The organism is Streptomyces hiroshimensis, from assembly GCF_014650335.1.
Lineage (GTDB): Bacteria > Actinomycetota > Actinomycetes > Streptomycetales > Streptomycetaceae > Streptomyces > Streptomyces hiroshimensis.
Window position 1 is genome coordinate 250,522 of the sequence record NZ_BMUT01000005.1, and the last position, 19,867, is coordinate 270,388.

The window sequence follows — 19,867 nt, forward strand, 5'->3', positions numbered from 1 at the left end:
CATGACCGACACCCCTCGCCGCACCGCCCTTGACGCCCTGCACCGCGAGCTCGGCGCGACCATGACCGACTTCGCGGGCTGGGACATGCCGCTGCGCTACGGCAGCGAGCGCGACGAGCACGTCGCGGTCCGCACCCGCGCCGGTCTGTTCGACCTCTCGCACATGGGTGAGATCACCGTGACCGGCCCGCAGGCCGCCGCCCTGCTGGACTACGCCCTCGTGGGCAACATAGGGAGCGTCGCCGTAGGCCGCGCCCGCTACACGATGATCTGCCGCGAGGACGGCGGCATCCTCGACGACCTGATCGTCTACCGCCTCGCCGACGCGGAGTACATGGTCGTCGCCAACGCCTCCAACGCGCAGACCGTGCTGGACGCCCTGACCGAGCGCGCCGCCGGCTTCGACGCGGCCGTCCGCGACGACCGCGACGCCTACGCCCTCCTCGCCGTCCAGGGCCCGGCCTCGCCCGGCATCCTGAAGTCCCTGACGGACGCCGACCTGGACGGCCTGAAGTACTACGCGGGCCTGCCGGGCACCGTCGCGGGCGTCCCCGCCCTGATCGCCCGCACCGGCTACACCGGCGAGGACGGCTTCGAGCTGTTCGTCGCCCCGGGCGACGCCGTGAAGCTGTGGCAGGCCCTCACGGAGGCGGGCGCGGACGCCGGCCTCGTGCCGTGCGGCCTCTCCTGCCGCGACACGCTGCGCCTGGAGGCGGGCATGCCGCTGTACGGGCACGAGCTGACGACCGCGACCACCCCGTTCGACGCGGGCCTGGGCCGGGTCGTGAAGTTCGAGAAGGAGGGCGACTTCGTCGGCCGCGCCGCGCTGCAGGCGGCCGCCGAGCGCGCCGAGGCGCAGCCGCCGCGCAAGCTCGTCGGCCTGATCGCCGAGGGCCGCCGCGTGCCGCGCGCCGGCTTCACGGTGACGGCCGGCGGCGAGGCCGTCGGCGAGGTCACCTCCGGCGCCCCCTCCCCCACGCTCGGCAGGCCGATCGCCATCGCCTACGTCGACGCGGCGCACGCCGCGCCCGGCACGCAGGGCGTGGCCGTGGACATCCGCGGCAGCCACGAGCCGTACGAGGTCGTGGCCCTGCCCTTCTACAAGCGGCAGCGTTGATCTTCCCCGAGGCTCGCCCGGGGGCTTCCCTGCCCTCTCTCATCTCCCTCTGTCAAGACCCGTTGCACAAGCACTCACGCGCATCCAGGAGAATCTAGCCATGAGCAACCCCCAGCAGCTGCGCTACAGCAAGGAGCACGAGTGGCTGTCGGCCGTCGACGCGGACGGCGTGGCCACGGTCGGCATCACCGAGTTCGCCGCGAACGCGCTCGGTGACGTCGTCTACGCCCAGCTCCCCGCCGTCGGTGACACCGTCACCGCGGGCGAGACCTGCGGCGAGCTGGAGTCCACCAAGTCGGTCAGCGACCTGTACTCCCCGGTGACCGGCGAGGTCACCGAGGCCAACCAGGCCGTCGTGGACGACCCCGCGCTGGTGAACTCCGCCCCCTTCGAGGGCGGCTGGCTGTTCAAGGTGAAGATCACGGACGAGCCGGCGGACCTCCTCTCCGCCGACGAGTACGTCACCCTCACCGCAGGCTGACCCCACCCCTCGCCCTCCCTCGCCCAGGAAGTCCAGGAAGAACTCATGTCTCTGCTGAACAGCTCCCTCCATGAGCTCGACCCCGACGTCGCCGCCGCTGTCGACGCCGAACTCCACCGCCAGCAGTCCACCCTCGAGATGATCGCCTCGGAGAACTTCGCTCCGGTCGCGGTCATGGAGGCCCAGGGCTCGGTCCTCACCAACAAGTACGCCGAGGGCTACCCCGGCCGCCGCTACTACGGTGGCTGCGAGCACGTCGATGTCGTCGAGCAGATCGCCATCGACCGGATCAAGGCGCTCTTCGGTGCCGAGCACGCGAACGTCCAGCCGCACTCCGGTGCGCAGGCCAACGCCGCCGCGATGTTCGCGCTGATCAAGCCGGGCGACACCATCCTGGGTCTGAACCTCGCCCACGGCGGGCACCTGACCCACGGCATGAAGATCAACTTCTCCGGCAAGCTCTACAACGTGGTCGCCTACCACGTCGACGAGCAGACCAACCTGGTCGACATGGAGGAGGTCGAGCGCCTCGCCAAGGAGCACCGCCCGAAGCTGATCGTCGCCGGCTGGTCCGCGTACCCGCGCCAGCTGGACTTCGCGGCCTTCCGCCGGATCGCCGACGAGGTCGGCGCGTACCTGATGGTCGACATGGCCCACTTCGCGGGCCTCGTCGCCGCCGGGCTGCACCCCTCCCCGGTGCCGCACGCGCACGTCGTGACCACCACCACGCACAAGACCCTGGGCGGTCCCCGCGGTGGTGTGATTCTCTCCACTGCCGAGCTGGCCAAGAAGATCAACTCCGCTGTCTTCCCCGGTCAGCAGGGTGGCCCGCTGGAGCACGTGATCGCTGCGAAGGCCGTCTCCTTCAAGGTCGCGGCCAGCGAGGAGTTCAAGGAGCGCCAGCAGCGTACGCTGGAGGGCGCGAAGATCCTGGCCGAGCGTCTGATGCAGCCGGACGTCACCGAGGCGGGCGTCTCCGTCCTCTCCGGCGGTACGGACGTGCACCTGGTGCTGGTGGACCTGCGCAACTCCGAGCTGGACGGCCAGCAGGCCGAGGACCGCCTCCACGAGGTCGGGATCACGGTCAACCGGAACGCCATCCCGAACGACCCGCGGCCGCCGATGGTCACCTCGGGTCTGCGGATCGGCACCCCGGCGCTGGCCACCCGCGGCTTCCAGGCGGAGGACTTCCGTGAGGTCGCCGACATCATCGCCGAGGCGCTGAAGCCGGTCTACGACGCGGAGGCCCTGCGCGGCCGCGTCACGGCCCTGGCGGACAAGCACCCGCTGTACCCCGGCCTGAAGTAACACATCAGCATCCGATTCACCCGCGGGTACGGGGCACCGGGCACACTGAACAGTGGCGCCCGGTGCCCCGCACCACGCGCCCCCGTACCACCCCAGTACCACCTCCAAGCAGACAGGGAGCAGCCACCGTGGCCATCTCCGTTTTCGATCTCTTCTCGATCGGCATAGGCCCGTCCAGCTCCCACACGGTCGGTCCCATGCGGGCCGCGCTGATGTTCACGCGCCGGCTGAAGAACGAGGGCCTGCTGGCCCACACCGCTTCCGTCCGCGCCGAGCTGTTCGGCTCGCTCGGCGCCACCGGCCACGGCCACGGCACCCCCAAGGCCGTCCTGCTCGGCCTGGAGGGCTACTCCCCGCGCACCGTCGACGTCGAGCTCGCGGACGCCGAGGTCGAGCGCATCCGCGAGTCGAAGCGGCTGCGGCTGCTCGGCGCGGAGATCGGCAGCACCCACGAGATCGACTTCGACGAGTCGACGCAGCTGATCCTGCACCGCCGCCGCTCCCTGCCGTACCACGCCAACGGCATGACCCTCTTCGCCTACGACGAGGCCGGCGCCCCCCTGCTGGAGAAGACGTACTACTCCGTCGGCGGCGGCTTCGTCGTGGACGAGGACGCGGTCGGCGAGGACCGCATCAAGCTGGACGACACCGTCCTGAAGTACCCCTTCCGCACGGGCGACGAGCTGCTGCGGATGTCCCGCGAGTCGGGCCTGTCGATCTCCGCGATGATGATGGAGAACGAGAAGGCCTGGCGCACCGAGCAGGAGATCCGCGAGGGCCTGCTGGAGATCTGGGGCGTCATGCAGGCGTGCGTCACGCGCGGCATGTCCCGCGAGGGCATCCTGCCGGGCGGCCTGAAGGTCCGCCGCCGCGCCGCGAACACCGCCCGCCAGCTGCGCGCCGAGGGCGACCCGCAGGCCCGTGCCATGGAGTGGATCACGATCTACGCCATGGCCGTCAACGAGGAGAACGCCGCGGGCGGCCGCGTCGTGACCGCCCCCACCAACGGCGCCGCCGGCATCATCCCGGCCGTCCTGCACTACTACATGAACTTCGTGCCCGGCGCGGACGAGGACGGCATCGTCCGCTTCCTGCTCGCCGCGGGCGCCATCGGCCTGCTCTTCAAGGAGAACGCCTCGATCTCCGGCGCCGAGGTCGGCTGCCAGGGCGAGGTCGGCTCGGCCTGCTCCATGGCCTCCGGCGGTCTCGCCGAGGTCCTCGGCGGCTCCCCCGAGCAGGTGGAGAACGCCGCCGAGATCGGCATGGAGCACAACCTCGGCCTGACCTGCGACCCCGTCGGCGGTCTGGTCCAGATCCCGTGCATCGAGCGCAACGGCATGGCGGCCGCCAAGGCGGTCACCGCGGCCCGCATGGCCCTGCGCGGCGACGGCCGCCACCACGTCTCCCTCGACAAGGTCATCAAGACCATGAAGGAGACGGGCGCGGACATGAGCGTGAAGTACAAGGAGACGGCGCGCGGCGGTCTCGCCGTGAACATCATCGAGTGCTGACGCACCGCTGAGCCGCACCACTGCGCGAGAGGCGCCCCCTGCCCGGCCGATGCCGGGCGGGGGGCGCCTCTCGCGTGCGGGAAGCTGCTTCTGCTACTTCTGCAGCTTCTTCATCTCGGCCTCCAGGACCTCCTTCTCGGTCGCCGTCTCGGCGGCCGGCGGAGGCTTGATGCCCAGGTCCGCGCCCCAGTCGAAGTACTCGTCGGTCCGGCGGAAGTCTCCCTCGAACTCTCCCTTGGAGCCCTTGCCCGACTCCTCGGTCTTCGCGACCACGCCGTCCTTGTCCACCCAGACGACGAGGTCGACCTTCTCCACGCCGTCGTCCTTGTAGCCCTTGACGACGAAGTCGCGGTCCTTGTCCTGGATCGCGTCGCCCTTGTACGCGGCGAGCTCCGACACGACGACCGTGCCCTGGAAGCGGGCCGCGCGGCGGCCGCCGACCGTCTCCACGCCCGTGTTCTTCACGTCCTTGGACGTGGCGAGGGCCGACGTCAGCCGGACGAAGAGCTCCGACGACGGGTCCTTGCTCTTGTCGGCGCCCTCGACGCTGAACGTCCACCACTTCTTGCCGGGGACCTTCTCCCCGTTGAAGTACATCTTGTCGTTCACGGTGATCATGTGGCTGACGCCGTCGGGGGACTCGGCCGTCTTCGGGCCCACGTCCTTCATCTCGGAGGCGTCGGGCTTCACCTGGAAGGCGCCCTCCGTGACGTACTCCCCGTCCTTGTCCTTGCGCGTCCCCTTGGTGCGGAAGGTGTTCTGCCGCGCCCCCTTGGCCGCGGCCGCCTTGAGGGTGCCGGCCGGCTCCGCCGCCTTGAGCGCCTTGTCGGCGCCGCTGTCGCTCTTCCCGCCGGAGCCCGCGGGCTCGTCCTTGCCGCCGCCGGTGCCACCGCACGCCGCCAGGCTCAGAGCGAGAGCGATCCCGGTGGCCGCCACGACGCTCTTACGTATCGCCTTCAAGTGCCTTACTGTCCTTTATCCGTACTTCGTAAAGTTTCGGTGAGGATATCCCGGCTGATCACGGACTGCGAATGGAAATGACCATGACCGGAAACAGCGTGTCAGCGGACCGGTGCCGTCAGTAATGTCAACGCCCTCGTTCCGTTACCCCCTTGATCGAGGAGCTCTCGCCATGCGCCATTCCCTCCGCGCCACCGCAGCGATCCTCGGCGCCGTCGCCGCCCTCGGCGCGACGGCCCCCCTGGCCGGCGCCGACACCGGGACCACGCCTGCGGCGCCGGCCGGCGCCGTGCGCATCCACAACGGCGCGCACGGCGGCTGCCTGACCGTCGAAGGATCGGGCTACCGCGACCCGCGCGGCACCCTGCGGCCCTGGCTGGTGGCGCTGCAGCCGTGCCAGGATTCCGAGCGGACCGCCCAGACCTGGGTCTACAGCTCCGCCACGCACCAGTTCTCGTCGCAGGCGCAGCCGTATCGCTGCATCGGCAGACAGGGCGCGCTGCTCGTCACCGTGCCGTGCGACGCGGACGCGGCGGAGCAGCGCTTCCACACCGAGCGGACCGGCTCGGGCGGGCGGGTCAAGGTCGTCGCGGAGGCCGACGGCCGGATCTGGGAGCAGGCCACGCACCGCACCGGCACGTCGCGCGACGCGACCGGCGAGGGGGTGCGGACGGTCCGCGATGGAGCCTCGGCGGGAGCGGAGCGGAGCTGGTTCCTCAGCCGCGGCTGACGCGCGTCTGCGTCCGGAGCCAGGCGAGGTAGGCGTCGCTGCCCGCCGTGACGGGGGTGGCGATGATCTCCGGGGTCTCGTAGGTGTGCTCGCCCTTGATGTGGGCCTCCAGCTCGCCGTAGCGGTCCGCCGCGGTCTTGTAGAGGACGCGCCACTCGGTGTCGCTGTGCACCTCGCCCTGCCACCGGTAGACGCTGGTGACGGGGCCGTCGATCTGGGCGCAGGCGGCGAGCCGCGCCTCGACCGCGGTGGTGGCGAGGTGCCTGGCGCGCTCCTCGCTGTCGGTCGCCGTCATCACGGCGATGTACTGGGCCTGCGGCATGGCGCGACCGTACCGCAGGGGGCCGCGCCCGTACTGCAGGAGCCCTGCGCGACGGACCGCAGGAGCCTTGCGCGACGGGCGGCGGGACGGCGTTGTCAGTGGCGGCCGTTACGCTCGCAGACATGAGTTACGCAGACCTGCGCGAACTCCAGAGCGCGCTCACCACCGCCTCGGACATCGCCTTCTCCCTCGACGCCGCCGCACCCGCACCCCATGAGGCCGAGCAGCTGGTGGACGCCCTGCGCAGGGCGCTGACCGCGGCGAGTGCCCTGGGCGGCGGCCTGGGGGCGACGGGCTGCTCGGAGCACCCGAAGGGCCCCGTGGATCCGCTGTACGGGGACAAGACCGATCCCCTGCCGCCGGGCTGGGGCCGCTGCCTGCTGTGCAACGACCGGCGGCGGCGGGCCGGGGCGCAGCGGCGCGGCTGGCGCTGACCCGGGCCGCGGGTCGCGGCCCGGGCCGGCCTTCCGCAAGGGTCGGCCGTTCCGTGCGGGTCAGCCCTTGTCGAGAGAGTTCCAGAACTCCTCGAAGGACAGCAGGCGGTCGCCGTTGGTGTCCTTGGAGTCGATGATGGACTGCGCGACGGTCTCGGTGACGAAGTGGTCGCCGAGCTGCGCCATGGCCTTCTTGTACTCGGCAGCCGTGATGAAACCGTCCCCGTCTATGTCGAACTTGGCGAACGTCTCGCGTGCGCTCTCGATGTCAGCCATGTGAGCCTCCCCTTGGTGTGCTGGTATGACCGGCACAGAGTAGCGGCCCTTTCGGTCAGATCGATCACGGCCAGAGCTCACTCTGTGTAATTTCGCATAAAAATAAGCGGCACCGCTGATCCATTCGATGAATTCAAGGCACGGTGGCCCACCTCACCTTTGATTGCGGAGAGAAATAGCCAGCATTGCCCGAATTGAACAAATAGCCGCTTTGGCTGGAACGCACCCCGTCTGCCATAGTCGGAAGCCACGACCCTCATTGACCCGAGCCAGGTCGTCATCCGCCGCGGAACACACCCCATTCTCCGCGGCGCACGAAGAGGCCCCCGGCCCGTCGCACGCCGACGGATGGGGGCCTCTTCGTTGTACGGCCTCTTCTTTGCGTGGCAGGCCTCAGCGGTCGGCGACCCGCATCTCGAACCAGGTGGTCTTGCCGCGCGCCAGCAGATCCACCCCCCAGCGGTCCGAGAGCTTGTCGACGAGGAAGAGGCCGCGGCCCGTGACGTCGAGCTCGTGCACGGGCATCAGGCACGGCAGCCCGCGGGAGGGGTCGCGGACCTCTATGCGGAGCCAGCCCCGCCGGCGCAGCATCCGCAGGCCGAAGTAGCGCGCGCCGGTGTGGCGGACGGCGTTGCCGACGAGCTCGGAGACCAGCAGGACGGCGTGCTCGGTGAGTTGACCCGAGAGGCCCCACTGGCGCAGGACCACGGACTGCGTCAGCCGGCGGGCCGCGACCGCGGACTCGGGGCGGGAGGGCAGGCGCACCTCGCCCTGCGTGGGGTTGCCGAACAGATCGAGCGCCTTGAGCGCCAGCTCATCCTCCACGGTCGGCGACCAGCGCACAGCGGCCGTGCCGGCCCGCTGCCGTGGCTGCTCCGTTCCCTCCAGGCCCGCCATGCCCCCATCATGGCCGCCGCGGGCACGCCCGGGGCTGGAACCGGGGGATTCACCTGACCGGAACGACACCCTCCGAGCCCGTGCGACGACATATGCCAAGGGCAGGAAATCAGCCGGGAAACCCTGACTGACCTGCGGCGACCACGGGGCCCGGAAAGATCGCCCGGAACGGCCGGAACGACGGTTCCGCGGGGTCGCGCACTGCGCGTAATTCCCCCACAAGAGGCACCCCGGGGTGGACACCGGCACGACCGTGCGTCAACGCCGTGGGCAGCGGCGGCCCTGTCCGGAACCGCCGCCAACCGGCCGGTTGTCAGACGAACTTGGCCTTACCCGGCCCGTCCTCGACAAAGCTGCGCATACCGATCTCCCGGTCCTCGGTCGCGAACAGGCCCGCAAACCAGTTCCGTTCGATGGCGAGACCCGTGTCGATGTCCGTCTCCAGGCCGGAGTCCACGGACTCCTTCGCCGCGCGCAGCGCCAGCGCGGGGCCGGCGGCGAGCCGCGCCGCCCACGCGTGCGCCTGCTCGTACACCTCGGCGGCGGGCACGACGCGGTCGACCAGGCCGAGCGCGAGCGCCTCGTCCGCCTTGACCATACGGCCGGTGAAGATGAGGTCCTTGGCCTTGGACGGGCCGATCAGCCGGGACAGGCGCTGGGTGCCGCCCGCGCCGGGGATCAGGCCGAGCAGGATCTCGGGCTGGCCGAGCTTGGCGTTGTCGGCGGCGATCCGGAAGTCGGCGCAGAGCGCGAGCTCGCAGCCGCCGCCGAGGGCGTAGCCGGTGACGGCGGCGACGACGGGCTTGGGGATCCGGGCCACGGCGGTGAAGGAGTCCTGGAGGCCGCGGGACCGCGCCACCATCGCGGCGTGGTCCATCTTCTGCATCTCCTTGATGTCCGCCCCGGCCGCGAACACCTTCTCCCCGCCCCACAGCACGACGGCCCGCACGTCCTCGCGGCGGGTCGCCTCCTCGGCGAGCTCGCGGATCCGGTCCTGGGTGGCGATGTCGAGCGCGTTCATCGGCGGGCGGTCCAGACGGATGGTTCCGACGCCCTCGGCAACCTCAAGATGCACAGTCATGACACCAGGTTAGTGACACGGGGGTTCGGGGGCTCCCCCCGATCGGGCGCGGAGCGGGCGCGGACCGGGCTCGGACCGGGCCCGTTACGCCGAGCGGCCCGGGGCACTCGTGACGAGTGCTCCGGGCCGCGGGGTGTGTACGAGGGGCCGTCAGCCGGCCTGGGGGGTGCTCTTGCCCCACTCGGACCACGGCAGGTTCCAGCCGTTGAGCCCGTTGTCCGGCTTGATCGTCTTGTCGTCGGAGTTCTTGACGATCACGACGTCACCGATGAGCGAGTTGTTGAAGAACCAGGCCGCCGGCGAGTTCGGGTCGCCGCCGCCGCGCTCGTCCTCCAGGCCCACGCAGCCGTGGCTGGCGTTCGCCGAGCCGAAGGTGGACGACCCGGACCAGTAGTTGCCGTGCAGGAAGGTGCCGGAGGTGGACAGGCGCATCGCGTGCGGCACGTCGGGGATGTCGTACTCGCCCTTGCCGTCACTTCCCGTGAAGCCGACGGTGGCGCCGTTCATGCGCGTCACCTCGTGCTTCTCGCTGATGACCATCTGGCCGTTGTACGTCGGGTTGGCGGGGGCGCCGGCGGAGATCGGGATGGTCTTGAAGACCTTGCCGTCGCGCTCGACCACCATCTGGTGGGACTTGGCGTCGACCGTGCTGACCTGGCTGCGGCCGACGGTGAACTTCAGGGTCTTGCGCTGCGAGCCGTACACGCCCGGACGGCCCTGGACGCCGTCGAGGTTCAGGTCGACCGTCACCTTCGTGCCGGCCGCCCAGTACTTCTCGGGGCGGAAGTCGAGGCGGTCGTTGCCGAACCAGTGGCCCTTGACCTCGACGGCCGGCTCGGTGGTCACCTTGACGGCCCGCTCGACGGCCTTGGGGTCTTCGATGCCCCGGCTGAAATTGATCGATACGGGCATGCCCACGCCGACCGTGCTGCCGTCCTCGGGCGTGAAGTAGCCGACGAAGGTGTTCTGCGGCGTGAGGGTCGTGAACGACGCGTGCTTGGCCGACGGCCGGCCGGCCTCGTCCTTGGCCAGGGCGTCGACCGTGTACTGGGTGGACGCGCCCAGGTGTGCCGTGGGCTCCCAGGCGGCGCCGTCGCCGGTGATCCTGCCCTCGACCGTACGGCCCTTGGCGTCGGCGACCTTGACGGAGGCCAGCTTGCCCTTCTGGGCGGTGACCTTGAGCGCGCCGGACGTCTTGACGTCCTTCGTGCCGTCGTCGGGCGTGATGGACACGACGGCTTCCGACGGTCCGTCCGGGACCTTCTTGGCCCCGTTCTTCTTCCCGTCGTCGTCACCGCCGCCGCAGGCGGTGACCAGCAGCATCAGCGCGCCGAGAAGCAGAGCGAGCAGCCCCTTGCTCCGGGCTGCCCGCCCTCTCGGTATCAGATGCACGTTCAAATCCGTTGTCTCCCCTCGCACGGCCCGCGGCCACGCGGCGCCCCCGAAGCGCGGCTCACGCGCTGGCGATAGATAACCACAGGGCTCCGGCGCCGCCGTCCCGTGGAATGTCACCGTTGGGTCCCAAATGGGAACGGTGGTACGAGACATGCGGCGGGGGTGAACCCTGTGGCTGAAGGTGAGCATCATAATCCGGCCACCTGAGTGCTCCGGCCCAGGGTCGGCGCGCTGCCCGCAGGCGGGCAGAGCCCCGCCCGCGACGCCGCCCCGTCCGCCCGGACGCCCCGGCCTGCCGTCCGATCACACGTGTGAGCGCACGCGTGGTTCTGGGCAGAACTGGGGGCAAGGACGGAACCGCCGCCGCCCGGCACGGGACGCCGGGCGCCCGGCGCGCTGCCCGCGAGCCGCCGGAGGCGAAGACGTGTCGAGCGCACCCGAGCAAGAGGCGGAGCGGGGGGACGAGTTCGGCGGCCGCCGGACCCGGCGCCCCGAGGACGACCGCACGGCCGGACGGCCCGCGGGGGCCCCGGGCCCCGCCGTCAACGGACACCCCCGTCCGGATGCGGCCCTGCGGCCGCTGCCCGGCGCCACGGTCTGGCCCGGCAGCCCCGAGCCGCTCGGCGCCCGCTTCAGGACCGCCGCCGACGGCACGGCGGGGACGAACTTCGCCCTGTGGGCCGGCGGCGCGGAGGCCGTCGAGCTGTGCCTGTTCGACGGCGGAGGGGACGGCGGCCCGGACGGCCCGCCGCAGGGCGAGACACGGCTGCCGCTGACCGAGCTGACACACGAGATATGGCACGGTTTCGTCCCCGGAGTGCTGCCGGGCCGCCGCTACGGCTACCGCGTCCACGGCCGCTGGGACCCCTGGACGGGCGCCCGCTGGAACCCCGCCAAGCTCCTGCTGGACCCCTACGCCCGCGCCGTGGACGGCGACTTCACCCTGCCCCCCGAGGTGTACGGGCACGTGCGGGACTGGCCCCAGCAGCACGTCGCCGACACCGTCCGCGACGAGCGCGACTCGGCCCCGTACGTCCCCAAGGGCGTGGTCGTCGCGGACGGCGACGACTGGGCGGACGACCACCGGCCCAAGACGCCCTGGCCCGACTCCGTCATCTACGAGCTGCACGTGCGCGGCTTCACCAAGCTCCACCCGGGCGTCCCCGAGGGGCTGCGCGGCACGTACGCCGGGCTCGCGCACCCCGCGGCCGTCGAGCACCTGGTGCGGCTCGGGGTGACGGCCGTGGAGCTGCTCCCGGTGCACCAGTTCGCGCACGAGGACCATCTGCTGCGGCGGGGCCTGCGCAACTACTGGGGCTACAACTCCATCGGCTACTTCGCACCGCACGCCGCCTACGCGGCGTCCGGGACCGACGGCCGGCAGGTGGGCGAGTTCAAGCGCATGGTGCGCGCGCTGCACGCGGCGGGCCTGGAGGTCATCCTCGACGTGGTCTACAACCACACCGCCGAGGGCGGCGAGCTGGGCCCCACGCTGTCCCTGAGGGGCATCGACAACCGCCGCTACTACCGGCTGCAGAGCGACCAGCGCCGCTACGCCGACTACACCGGCTGCGGCAACACCCTGCACGTCGTCCAGCCGAACGTCCTGCGGCTGATCACCGACTCCCTGCGCTACTGGGTGACGGAGATGGGCGTCGACGGCTTCCGCTTCGACCTGGCGGCGGCGCTCGCCCGCTCCATGCACGACGTCGACATGCTCTCGCCGTTCCTCGCCGTCATCGCCCAGGACCCCGTGCTGCGCCGCGTCAAACTCATAGCCGAGCCGTGGGACGTGGGCTCGGGCGGCTACCAGGTCGGCTCCTTCCCGCCGCTGTGGACGGAGTGGAACGACCGCTACCGCGACGCCGTGCGGGACTACTGGCGCGGCGCCCTGCCCGACATGCGCGACCTCGGCTACCGGCTCTCGGGCTCCAGCGACCTCTACGCCTGGGGCGGCCGCCGCCCCTACGCCTCCGTCAACTTCGTCACCGCCCACGACGGCTTCACCCTGCGCGACCTGGTCAGCTACGAGCACAAGCACAACGAGGCCAACGGCGAGGGCAACCGCGACGGCACCGACGGCAACCGCTCGTGGAACTGCGGCGCGGAGGGTGCCACGGACGACCCCGCGATCCTGGCCCTGCGCCGGCGCCAGCTGCGCAACCTGCTGACCACCCTGCTGCTGTCGACGGGCGTGCCGATGCTCGTCGCGGGCGACGAGATGGGCCGCACCCAGGGCGGCAACAACAACGCCTACTGCCAGGACAACGAGACCGGCTGGACCGACTGGTCGCTGCTGGAGGAACCGGGCTGGCGCGCCCTCGCGGACCTGTGCGGCCGGCTCCTGGCGCTGCGCCGCGCGCACCCCGTCCTGCGCAGCCGCTCCTTCTTCTCGGGCCGCCCGCAGAGCGCGGACGGGCTGCGGGACCTCGCCTGGTTCACGGCCGGGGGCACGGAGATGGCGGAGGCCGACTGGTACGCGCCGGCGGCCACGCTCGGCATGTACCTCTCGGGCCGGGACATCCCCCAGCGCGGGCAGCAGGGCGAGCCGGTCACGGACGACAGCTTCCTGGCCGTGCTGCACGCGGGCCCGGCCGATGCGGCGTTCACCCTGCCGGGCCCGCCTTGGGCGGACGGCTACGAACTGCTCGTGGACACCGCGCGGGAGGAGCAGGGGGCGGCGCCGGGCGAACGTCGCACGGCGGGTGCGCGCATCACCGTGGGGGCGCGTTCGGTGCTCCTGTGGCGGGTGGCGAGGGAGGAGGCGGAAGCCACACCGGAAGCTCCAATTCCACAGCCCCGTAAGGCCCTAGGCGAAAAAACCGAGTGAGCGGTGTCAGTGGTGAACCGTAGTCTCGGTCCTGATGACCGATACCGCTGAACACTCCAGCCCGTCCGAGAAGAGATCCGCCGTCCGCTCGTTGCTGCGCCTGTGGCCGTACGTGCGGCCGGCGCGCAACAGGATGGCCGCCGGCGCCGCCGTGACCATCGTCGCGTCCTGCGCCGGCCTCGTCATTCCGCTCGCGCTCAAGTGGATCGTGGACGGCCCGGTCGCCGGCAAGGACCCCTCGGGGGTGTGGCTGGGCGGCGCGCTCGTGCTCGTGCTCGGGCTGCTGGAGGCGTCGCTCTTCGCGCTGCGCCGGTTCATCCTGGCGCGCCCGCTGGCGCGGGTCGAGGCGGACATGCGGGCGGATCTCTACGGGCACCTGCAGCGGCTGCCGGTCTCCTTCCACGACCGCTGGCCCTCGGGGCAGCTGCTCTCGCGGGCCACGACGGACCTGATGCTGCTGCGCATCTTCCTGGCGTTCCCGCTGACGTTCCTGCTGGTCAACGGCGTGACGATCCTCGTGGGCTTTATCGTCCTGCTGATACAGCAGTGGACGCTGGGGCTGGTGCTGCTCGCCCCGGTGGTGCCGCTGGTGATCCTCTGCACGTATTTCGAGGAGCGCTACTCCCGGGCCGCGCGCACCGCGCAGGACCAGTCCGGCGACCTCGCGACGGTCGTCGAGGAGAGCGTGCTCGGCATCCGCATCATCAAGGGCTTCGGCCGCCACCGCGGCCAGGAGAAGGTCTTCGCGGCGCTCTCGGGCCGGCTGCGCGGCACCGAGCTGCGCAAGGCGCACCTGCTGGGGATGCTCTGGGCGGTCATCATGAGCCTGCCGGAGCTGGCGATCGGCGCGGCGCTGGTGCTCGGCGTGCTGCAGGTCGCCGACGGCGAGCTGTCGGCCGGCACGCTGGTGGCGTTCCTGTCGACGGCGCTGGCGCTGCGCTGGCCGGTGGAGTCCTTCGGTTTCCTGATCGCGATCGCCAACGAGTCGGCCACGGCCGCCGACCGCTACTTCGAGGTCATGGACGCCCCCGTCCCGGCCGACCCTGCGTCCGGGAAGGCATCCGCGAAGGCATCCGGAAAGGCGTCCGGGAAGACCTCCGGAAAGGCCCGCGCCGCGAAGGAGCACGGCGGGCTGCGCCTGGAGGGCGTCGGTTTCCGCTACCCCGACGCCCCCGCGGACGCCCCGCCCGTCCTGCACGGCGTCGACCTCCACATCCGCCCCGGCGAGACCATGGCCCTCGTCGGCACCACGGGCAGCGGCAAGACCACGCTGACCGCCCTCATACCCCGCCTCCACGAGGCGACGTCCGGCCGGATCACCCTGGACGGCGAGGACATCGCCGCGATGCCGCGCGAGCGCCTGCGCGCGCTGGTCTCCGTGGCCTTCGAGGACCCGACGCTGTTCTCCGCGAGCGTCGGGGAGAACGTCCTGATGGGCGCCGACGCAGGGCGGGAGGCCGATCTGACGCGTGCCCTGGAGGTCGCCCAGGCCGGCTTCGTGCACTCCCTCCCCGAGGGCACCGGCACCCAGGTCGGCGAGCAGGGCCTGAGCCTGTCCGGCGGACAGCGCCAGCGGCTCGCGCTGGCCCGCGCGGTCGTCGGCGACCCCCGCTTCCTCATCCTGGACGACCCGCTCTCCGCGCTCGACGTGCACACCGAGGCCCTGGTCGAGGCGGCCCTGCGCGAGGTGCTGGCCGGCACGACCGCCCTCGTCGTCGCCCACCGCCCCTCCACGGTCCTGCTGGCCGACCGTGTGGCCCTGCTCTCCAAAGGACGCATCACCGCCGTCGGCACCCACCACGAACTGCTGCGCACCAGCCGGGAGTACGCCTCGCTCATGGCGGGCGACGAGGACCGGAGTGCCGCGGCGGACCGGACGCACGCAGGGCACGAGGGAGGCCGGCGATGACCACCACCGCACCCGACCGCACCAGCGCCGAGGAGGAGCGCACCGCCCCCGCGGCGGGCGGCGCGAAGGACGGCGATCCCTTCGACGAGGACGTCCTGCCGGCCCCGAAGGGCGCCTCCCGCGCTCTGCTGCGCTCGCTGCTCGCCCCGGCGCGCGGCCGCGTCCGGCTCGCCGCCCTCGTCATGCTGCTCCAGCAGGCGGCCGTCCAGGCGGGCCCGCTCCTCGTGGCGTTCGCCATCGACCGGGCCGTGCCCGCCGCCCGCCGCGACGACTACGGCCCGCTGATCGCCGTCGGCACCGCGTATCTGGTGAGCGCCCTGGCCGCGGGCCTGCTGCAGTACGCCTTCGTCCGGCTCTCGGCGCGCATCGGCCAGAACGTCCTGCTCGACCTGCGCGGCCGGATCTTCCGCCACGCCCAGTCGCTCAGCGTCGACTTCCACGAGCGCTACACCTCCGGGCGCCTCATCTCCCGCGCGACCACCGACGTCGAGTCGATCCGCGAGCTGATCAACGACGGCCTCCAGGAGCTCATCGGGGTCTGCCTGGCCGTCGTGTACATCTCGGCCACCCTGCTCTACCTGGACTGGGGCATCGGCGCCGTCGCCGTCCTGTCCTTCGTCCCGCTGCAGCTGCTGATGCGCTCCTACCGGCGGCGCGCGCACGAGGTCTACCGCGAGCGCTCCACGGCCATCGCCTCGGTGATCGTGAAGTTCACCGAGACCATGAACGGCATCCGCCCGGTCCAGGCCTTCCGCCGCGAGCGCGCCAACGAGGCGCACTTCTCGGAGCTCAACGACCGGCACCGGCACGCGAACACCCGGGCGCTGCTGGAGATGGCCCGCTACGTCTTCCTCTCCCGCCTCGTGGCCAACGTGGTGCTGGCCGCGGTCGTCCTCTGGGGCGCCTACCGGGTGGCCGGCGACGGCCTGGAGCTGGGCGTGCTCGCGGCCGGGGTGCTCTACCTGCGGCGGCTGTACGACCCGCTCGACCAGCTGGCGATGTTCCTCAACTCCTACCAGTCGGCCGCGGCCTCGCTGGAGAAGATCGCGGGCCTGCTCGCCCAGCGGCCGGGCGTGCCCGAGCCCGCCGAGCCGCGGGCGCTGCCGGAGCGGCGGGCCGGGCTGCCCGGACGCGAGGTCGTCTTCGAGGGGGTGCGCTTCGCCTACCGCACGGGCGGCGAGGTGCTGCCCCGCTTCGACCTGACGCTGGGGGCCGGGCAGACGGTCGCGGTGGTCGGCTCGACGGGTGCGGGCAAGTCCACCCTCGCCAAGCTCCTGGCCCGCTTCTACGACCCCACCGAGGGCCGGGTGCTGCTCGACGGGGTGCCGCTGGACGCGCTCGCCGTGCCGGAGCTGCGGCGCGGGGTGGTGATGGTGACGCAGGAGGCGTTCCTGTTCTCCGGCACCGTCGCGGAGAACATCGCCATCGGCCGCCCCGGCGCCACCCGTGAGGAGATCGAGCAGGCGGCGAAGGCGATCGGCGCCCACGACTTCATCACGGCCCTGCCGGACGGCTACGACACCGACGTGCGCAAGCGCGGCGGCCGGATCTCCGCGGGCCAGCGCCAGCTGGTCGCCTTCGCGCGGGCCCTGCTCGCCGACCCCGCGGTGCTCATCCTGGACGAGGCCACGTCCTCGCTGGACATCCCGGGCGAGCAGGCGGTGCAGCGGGCGATGGCCACGGTGCTGCACGGCCGTACGGCGGTGGTCATCGCGCACCGGCTGTCGACGGTCGAGATCGCGGACCGCGTCCTGGTCATGGCCGACGGACGCGTCGTGGAGGACGGCTCCCCCGCCGAACTGACCGGCGGCACGGGCCGTTTCGCCGATCTGCACCGGGCCTGGCGGGACAGCCTGGCCTGACGGTTTCCCACGTCGTCCGCATAGCGGTGCGGTGCTGCCGGAAAAGCTGCACCGCACCGCTATGCGGACCTCGTTCTTTCGTCAACGGACGGATTCCGGCCAACTTGCCTCCGGACTCCTGACACGTACATGCCTGCGATGGCACTCTTCCCACCACTGACGCGCGGCTTCCCCAGGGCACTGCCGCCGGGCGTCGGCCGCGTTCCACCGCTTCACCGATTCAGCGATTCATCGGCACGTGCATCGCCTGCTGTCCCCGAGGCCCCACGCCTCCGCACCTTTCGCCCCCGTCCCGCGGCACCGACCGGCAGCACCCGGCGGCCACCGCACACGGGGACGCACCGCGTTCCACAGCATTTCACCGCACCCGCCGGATTCATCGGACCGGACCCATCGGACGGGATCCATCGGCCCCAGTTCCACCTGTTCTGCCTGATCTGCCTCGCAGAAGGAGTCAGCGTGAGACCCACCCCCCAGAAGAGAGCCGTCGCCGCCGGCGCACTGGTCGCCGTCTCGGCGATGCTCGCCGTCGGCACCCAGACCGGGACGGCGGCCGCCCGCGCCGAAGACGGCAAGGGCAGCGCACCGCGCCAGGTCGTCGCCAAGGCCGACCCGGGAGCCATGCCCGCCAAGCTCACCCCCTCGCAGCGCGCCGAACTCATCCGCAAGGCGGATGCGGCCAAGGCGGACACCGCGCGGACCCTCGGCCTCGGCGCCAAGGAGAAGCTGGTCGTCAAGGACATCGTCAAGGACGTCAACGGCACGACGCACACCCGCTACGAGCGGACGTACGACGGTCTGCCGGTGCTCGGCGGCGACCTCGTCGTCGACGCCACCAAGGGCGGAAGCGTCAAGAGCGTCGCCAAGGCGACCAAGGCCCGGATGACGATCGCGACGACCACCCCGTCCCTCGCGGCCGCCACCGCCGAGAAGCAGGCCGTCAAGGCCGCGGGCGCGCAGGGCTCGAAGGCCACGAAGGCCGACCGGGCCCCCCGCAAGGTGATCTGGGCCGCGAGCGGCAAGCCGGTCCTCGCCTACGAGACCGTCGTCGGCGGCCTCCAGGAGGACGGCACGCCCAACGAGCTGCACGTCATCACCGACGCGCGGACGGGCAAGAAGCTCTTCGAGTTCCAGGGCGTCAAGCAGGGCACCGGCAACAGCCAGTACAGCGGCCGCGTCACCATCGGCACCTCGCAGTCGGGCGGCTCCTACCAGCTCAACGACACCTCGCGCGGCGGCCACAAGACCTACAACCTCAACCGCGGCTCCTCCGGCACCGGCACCCTCTTCACCGACGCCGACGACGTCTGGGGCAACGGCGGCACGAGCGACGCGGCCACCGCGGGCGTGGACGCGCACTACGGCGCCCAGCTGACGTGGGACTACTACAAGAACGTGCACGGGCGCAGCGGCATCCGCGGTGACGGCGTGGGCGCGTACAGCCGGGTGCACTACGGCAGCAACTACGTCAACGCCTTCTGGTCGGACGACTGCTTCTGCATGACCTACGGCGACGGCTCCGGCAACGCCAAGCCGCTGACCTCGATCGACGTGGCCGCGCACGAGATGACGCACGGCGTCACCTCGGCCACCGCCAACCTCAACTACGCCGGCGAGTCCGGCGGCCTCAACGAGGCCACCTCCGACATCTTCGCCGCCGCCGTCGAGTTCTGGGCGAACAACCCCAGCGACGTGGGCGACTACCTCGTCGGCGAGAAGATCGACATCAACGGCAACGGCACCCCGCTGCGCTACATGGACAAGCCCAGCAAGGACGGCCGTTCCAAGGACGCCTGGTACTCCGGCCTCGGCGGCATCGACGTGCACTACTCGTCGGGCCCCGCCAACCACTGGTTCTACCTCGCCTCCGAGGGCAGCGGCGCGAAGGTGATCAACGGCGTCTCCTACGACTCGCCGACCTCCGACGGCCTGCCCGTGACCGGCATCGGCCGGGACAACGCCGCGAAGATCTGGTTCAAGGCGCTGACCGGGCGCATGCAGTCCACCACCGACTACGCCGGTGCGCGCGAGGCGACGCTGTGGGCCGCCGGTGAGCTCTTCGGCGTGGGCAGCGAGACGTACAACAACGCGGCCAACGCCTGGGCGGCCATCAACGTCGGCGGCCGGGCGACCCCCGGGACCGGTGTCAACATCACCGCCCCGGGCGACCAGACGAGCATCGTGAACACCGCCGTCTCCCTGCAGATCAAGGCCACCAGCAGCAACTCCGGTGCCCTGAGCTACTCGGCCACCGGCCTGCCCGCGGGCCTGTCGATCAACGCCTCCTCCGGCCTGATCTCCGGCACGCCGACCACCACCGGCACCGGCAATGTGACCGTCACGGTCAAGGACTCGGCGGGCAAGTCCGCCAGTACGTCCTTCAAGTGGACCGTGAACACCACGGGCGGCGGCAGCGTCTTCGAGAACACCACCCCCGTCGCGATCCCGGACGCGGGCGACGCCGTGACCTCGCCGATCGTCGTGACCCGCAGCGGCAACGGCTCCTCCGCCCTCAAGGTGGACGTGAACATCACCCACACCTACCGCGGTGACCTGCAGATCGACCTGGTCGCCCCCGACGGCAAGACCTGGCGTCTGAAGGACTCGGACTCCTGGGACTCGGCGGCGGACGTGAAGGCCAGCTACACGGTCGACGCGTCGGCGGTCTCCGCGACCGGTACGTGGAAGTTGCAGGTGCAGGATGTGTACTCCGCGGACAGTGGTCAGATCAACAGCTGGAAGCTGAGCTTCTGA

The 19,867-nt window shown here is 71.4% G+C and carries 16 protein-coding genes; 10 read left to right on the plus strand and 6 right to left on the minus strand.

The features are described from left to right. Position 1 precedes the first annotated feature (1 nt). The 4 genes from gcvT to IE241_RS14115 all read left to right on the plus strand — a co-directional run bounded on the left by gcvT (position 2) and on the right by IE241_RS14115 (position 4,417). Positions 2-1,117 carry a glycine cleavage system aminomethyltransferase GcvT gene (gcvT, locus tag IE241_RS14100; protein WP_190022051.1) on the plus strand — a complete coding sequence of 372 codons (1,116 nt, stop codon included), beginning with the start codon at positions 2-4 and terminating at the stop codon, positions 1,115-1,117. Between the two features lie 100 nt (positions 1,118-1,217). Continuing rightward, positions 1,218-1,598 carry a glycine cleavage system protein GcvH gene (gene gcvH, locus IE241_RS14105; RefSeq protein ID WP_190022052.1) on the plus strand — a complete coding sequence of 127 codons (381 nt, stop codon included), beginning with the start codon at positions 1,218-1,220 and terminating at the stop codon, positions 1,596-1,598. A 45-nt stretch (positions 1,599-1,643) separates the two neighbouring features. Further along, positions 1,644-2,906: a serine hydroxymethyltransferase gene (glyA, locus tag IE241_RS14110; RefSeq protein WP_190022053.1), complete on the plus strand. Its 1,263-nt coding sequence runs from the start codon at positions 1,644-1,646 to the stop codon at positions 2,904-2,906. Between the two features lie 128 nt (positions 2,907-3,034). Continuing rightward, the gene (locus tag IE241_RS14115; protein ID WP_190022054.1) at positions 3,035-4,417 is read left to right on the plus strand and encodes an L-serine ammonia-lyase; all 1,383 of its coding nucleotides are present in this window, start codon (positions 3,035-3,037) and stop codon (positions 4,415-4,417) included. A gap of 93 nt (positions 4,418-4,510) precedes the next feature. Here the strand turns inward: IE241_RS14115 and IE241_RS14120 are convergent, their stop codons facing one another. Further along, the gene (locus tag IE241_RS14120; RefSeq protein ID WP_190022055.1) at positions 4,511-5,377 is read right to left on the minus strand and encodes an SCO4651 family lipoprotein; all 867 of its coding nucleotides are present in this window, start codon (positions 5,375-5,377) and stop codon (positions 4,511-4,513) included. A gap of 172 nt (positions 5,378-5,549) precedes the next feature. On the opposite strand from IE241_RS14120, the gene IE241_RS14125 reads away from it, so the two are divergent. Then, a complete protein-coding gene (locus tag IE241_RS14125) occupies positions 5,550-6,107 on the plus strand; it encodes a ricin-type beta-trefoil lectin domain protein (protein WP_190022056.1) in 558 nt (185 codons plus the stop codon). Here IE241_RS14125 and cutA read toward each other — a convergent pair. Next, a complete protein-coding gene (gene cutA, locus IE241_RS14130) occupies positions 6,094-6,429 on the minus strand; it encodes a divalent-cation tolerance protein CutA (protein ID WP_190022057.1) in 336 nt (111 codons plus the stop codon). The genes IE241_RS14125 and cutA overlap by 14 nt on opposite strands. Positions 6,430-6,551: 122 nt before the next feature. Between cutA and IE241_RS14135 the strand changes: the two genes are divergently transcribed. Next, complete coding sequence (locus IE241_RS14135) at positions 6,552-6,863, plus strand: hypothetical protein (protein WP_190022058.1); 312 nt, start codon at positions 6,552-6,554, stop codon at positions 6,861-6,863. A gap of 60 nt (positions 6,864-6,923) precedes the next feature. Here IE241_RS14135 and IE241_RS14140 read toward each other — a convergent pair whose 3' ends face one another. The 4 genes from IE241_RS14140 to IE241_RS14155 form a co-directional block, all read right to left on the minus strand. Next, positions 6,924-7,139, minus strand: coding sequence for an EF-hand domain-containing protein (locus IE241_RS14140; protein ID WP_190022059.1), 216 nt, complete (start codon positions 7,137-7,139; stop codon positions 6,924-6,926). A gap of 393 nt (positions 7,140-7,532) precedes the next feature. Next, the gene (locus IE241_RS14145; RefSeq protein WP_373300674.1) at positions 7,533-8,141 is read right to left on the minus strand and encodes an ATP-binding protein; all 609 of its coding nucleotides are present in this window, start codon (positions 8,139-8,141) and stop codon (positions 7,533-7,535) included. A gap of 208 nt (positions 8,142-8,349) precedes the next feature. Continuing rightward, positions 8,350-9,117, minus strand: coding sequence for an enoyl-CoA hydratase/isomerase family protein (locus tag IE241_RS14150; RefSeq protein WP_190022060.1), 768 nt, complete (start codon positions 9,115-9,117; stop codon positions 8,350-8,352). A 150-nt stretch (positions 9,118-9,267) separates the two neighbouring features. Further along, a complete protein-coding gene (locus IE241_RS14155) occupies positions 9,268-10,440 on the minus strand; it encodes a L,D-transpeptidase (RefSeq protein WP_190022208.1) in 1,173 nt (390 codons plus the stop codon). Between the two features lie 496 nt (positions 10,441-10,936). On the opposite strand from IE241_RS14155, the gene glgX reads away from it, so the two are divergent. The 4 genes from glgX to IE241_RS14175 all read left to right on the plus strand — a co-directional run bounded on the left by glgX (position 10,937) and on the right by IE241_RS14175 (position 19,867). After that, positions 10,937-13,342 (plus strand): glycogen debranching protein GlgX, encoded by a 2,406-nt coding sequence (gene glgX, locus IE241_RS14160; RefSeq protein ID WP_190022061.1) that lies wholly within the window; start codon positions 10,937-10,939, stop codon positions 13,340-13,342. Positions 13,343-13,376: 34 nt separating this feature from the next. Next, positions 13,377-15,251: an ABC transporter ATP-binding protein gene (locus tag IE241_RS14165; protein WP_190022062.1), complete on the plus strand. Its 1,875-nt coding sequence runs from the start codon at positions 13,377-13,379 to the stop codon at positions 15,249-15,251. Further along, on the plus strand, positions 15,248-17,113 hold the full coding sequence (locus IE241_RS14170) for an ABC transporter ATP-binding protein (protein ID WP_190022063.1): 1,866 nt from the start codon (positions 15,248-15,250) through the stop codon (positions 17,111-17,113). Before IE241_RS14165 ends, IE241_RS14170 begins: the two co-directional genes overlap by 4 nt. 459 nt (positions 17,114-17,572) lie before the next feature. After that, positions 17,573-19,867, plus strand: a complete 2,295-nt coding sequence (locus tag IE241_RS14175; protein WP_190022064.1) for a M4 family metallopeptidase — start codon at positions 17,573-17,575, stop codon at positions 19,865-19,867.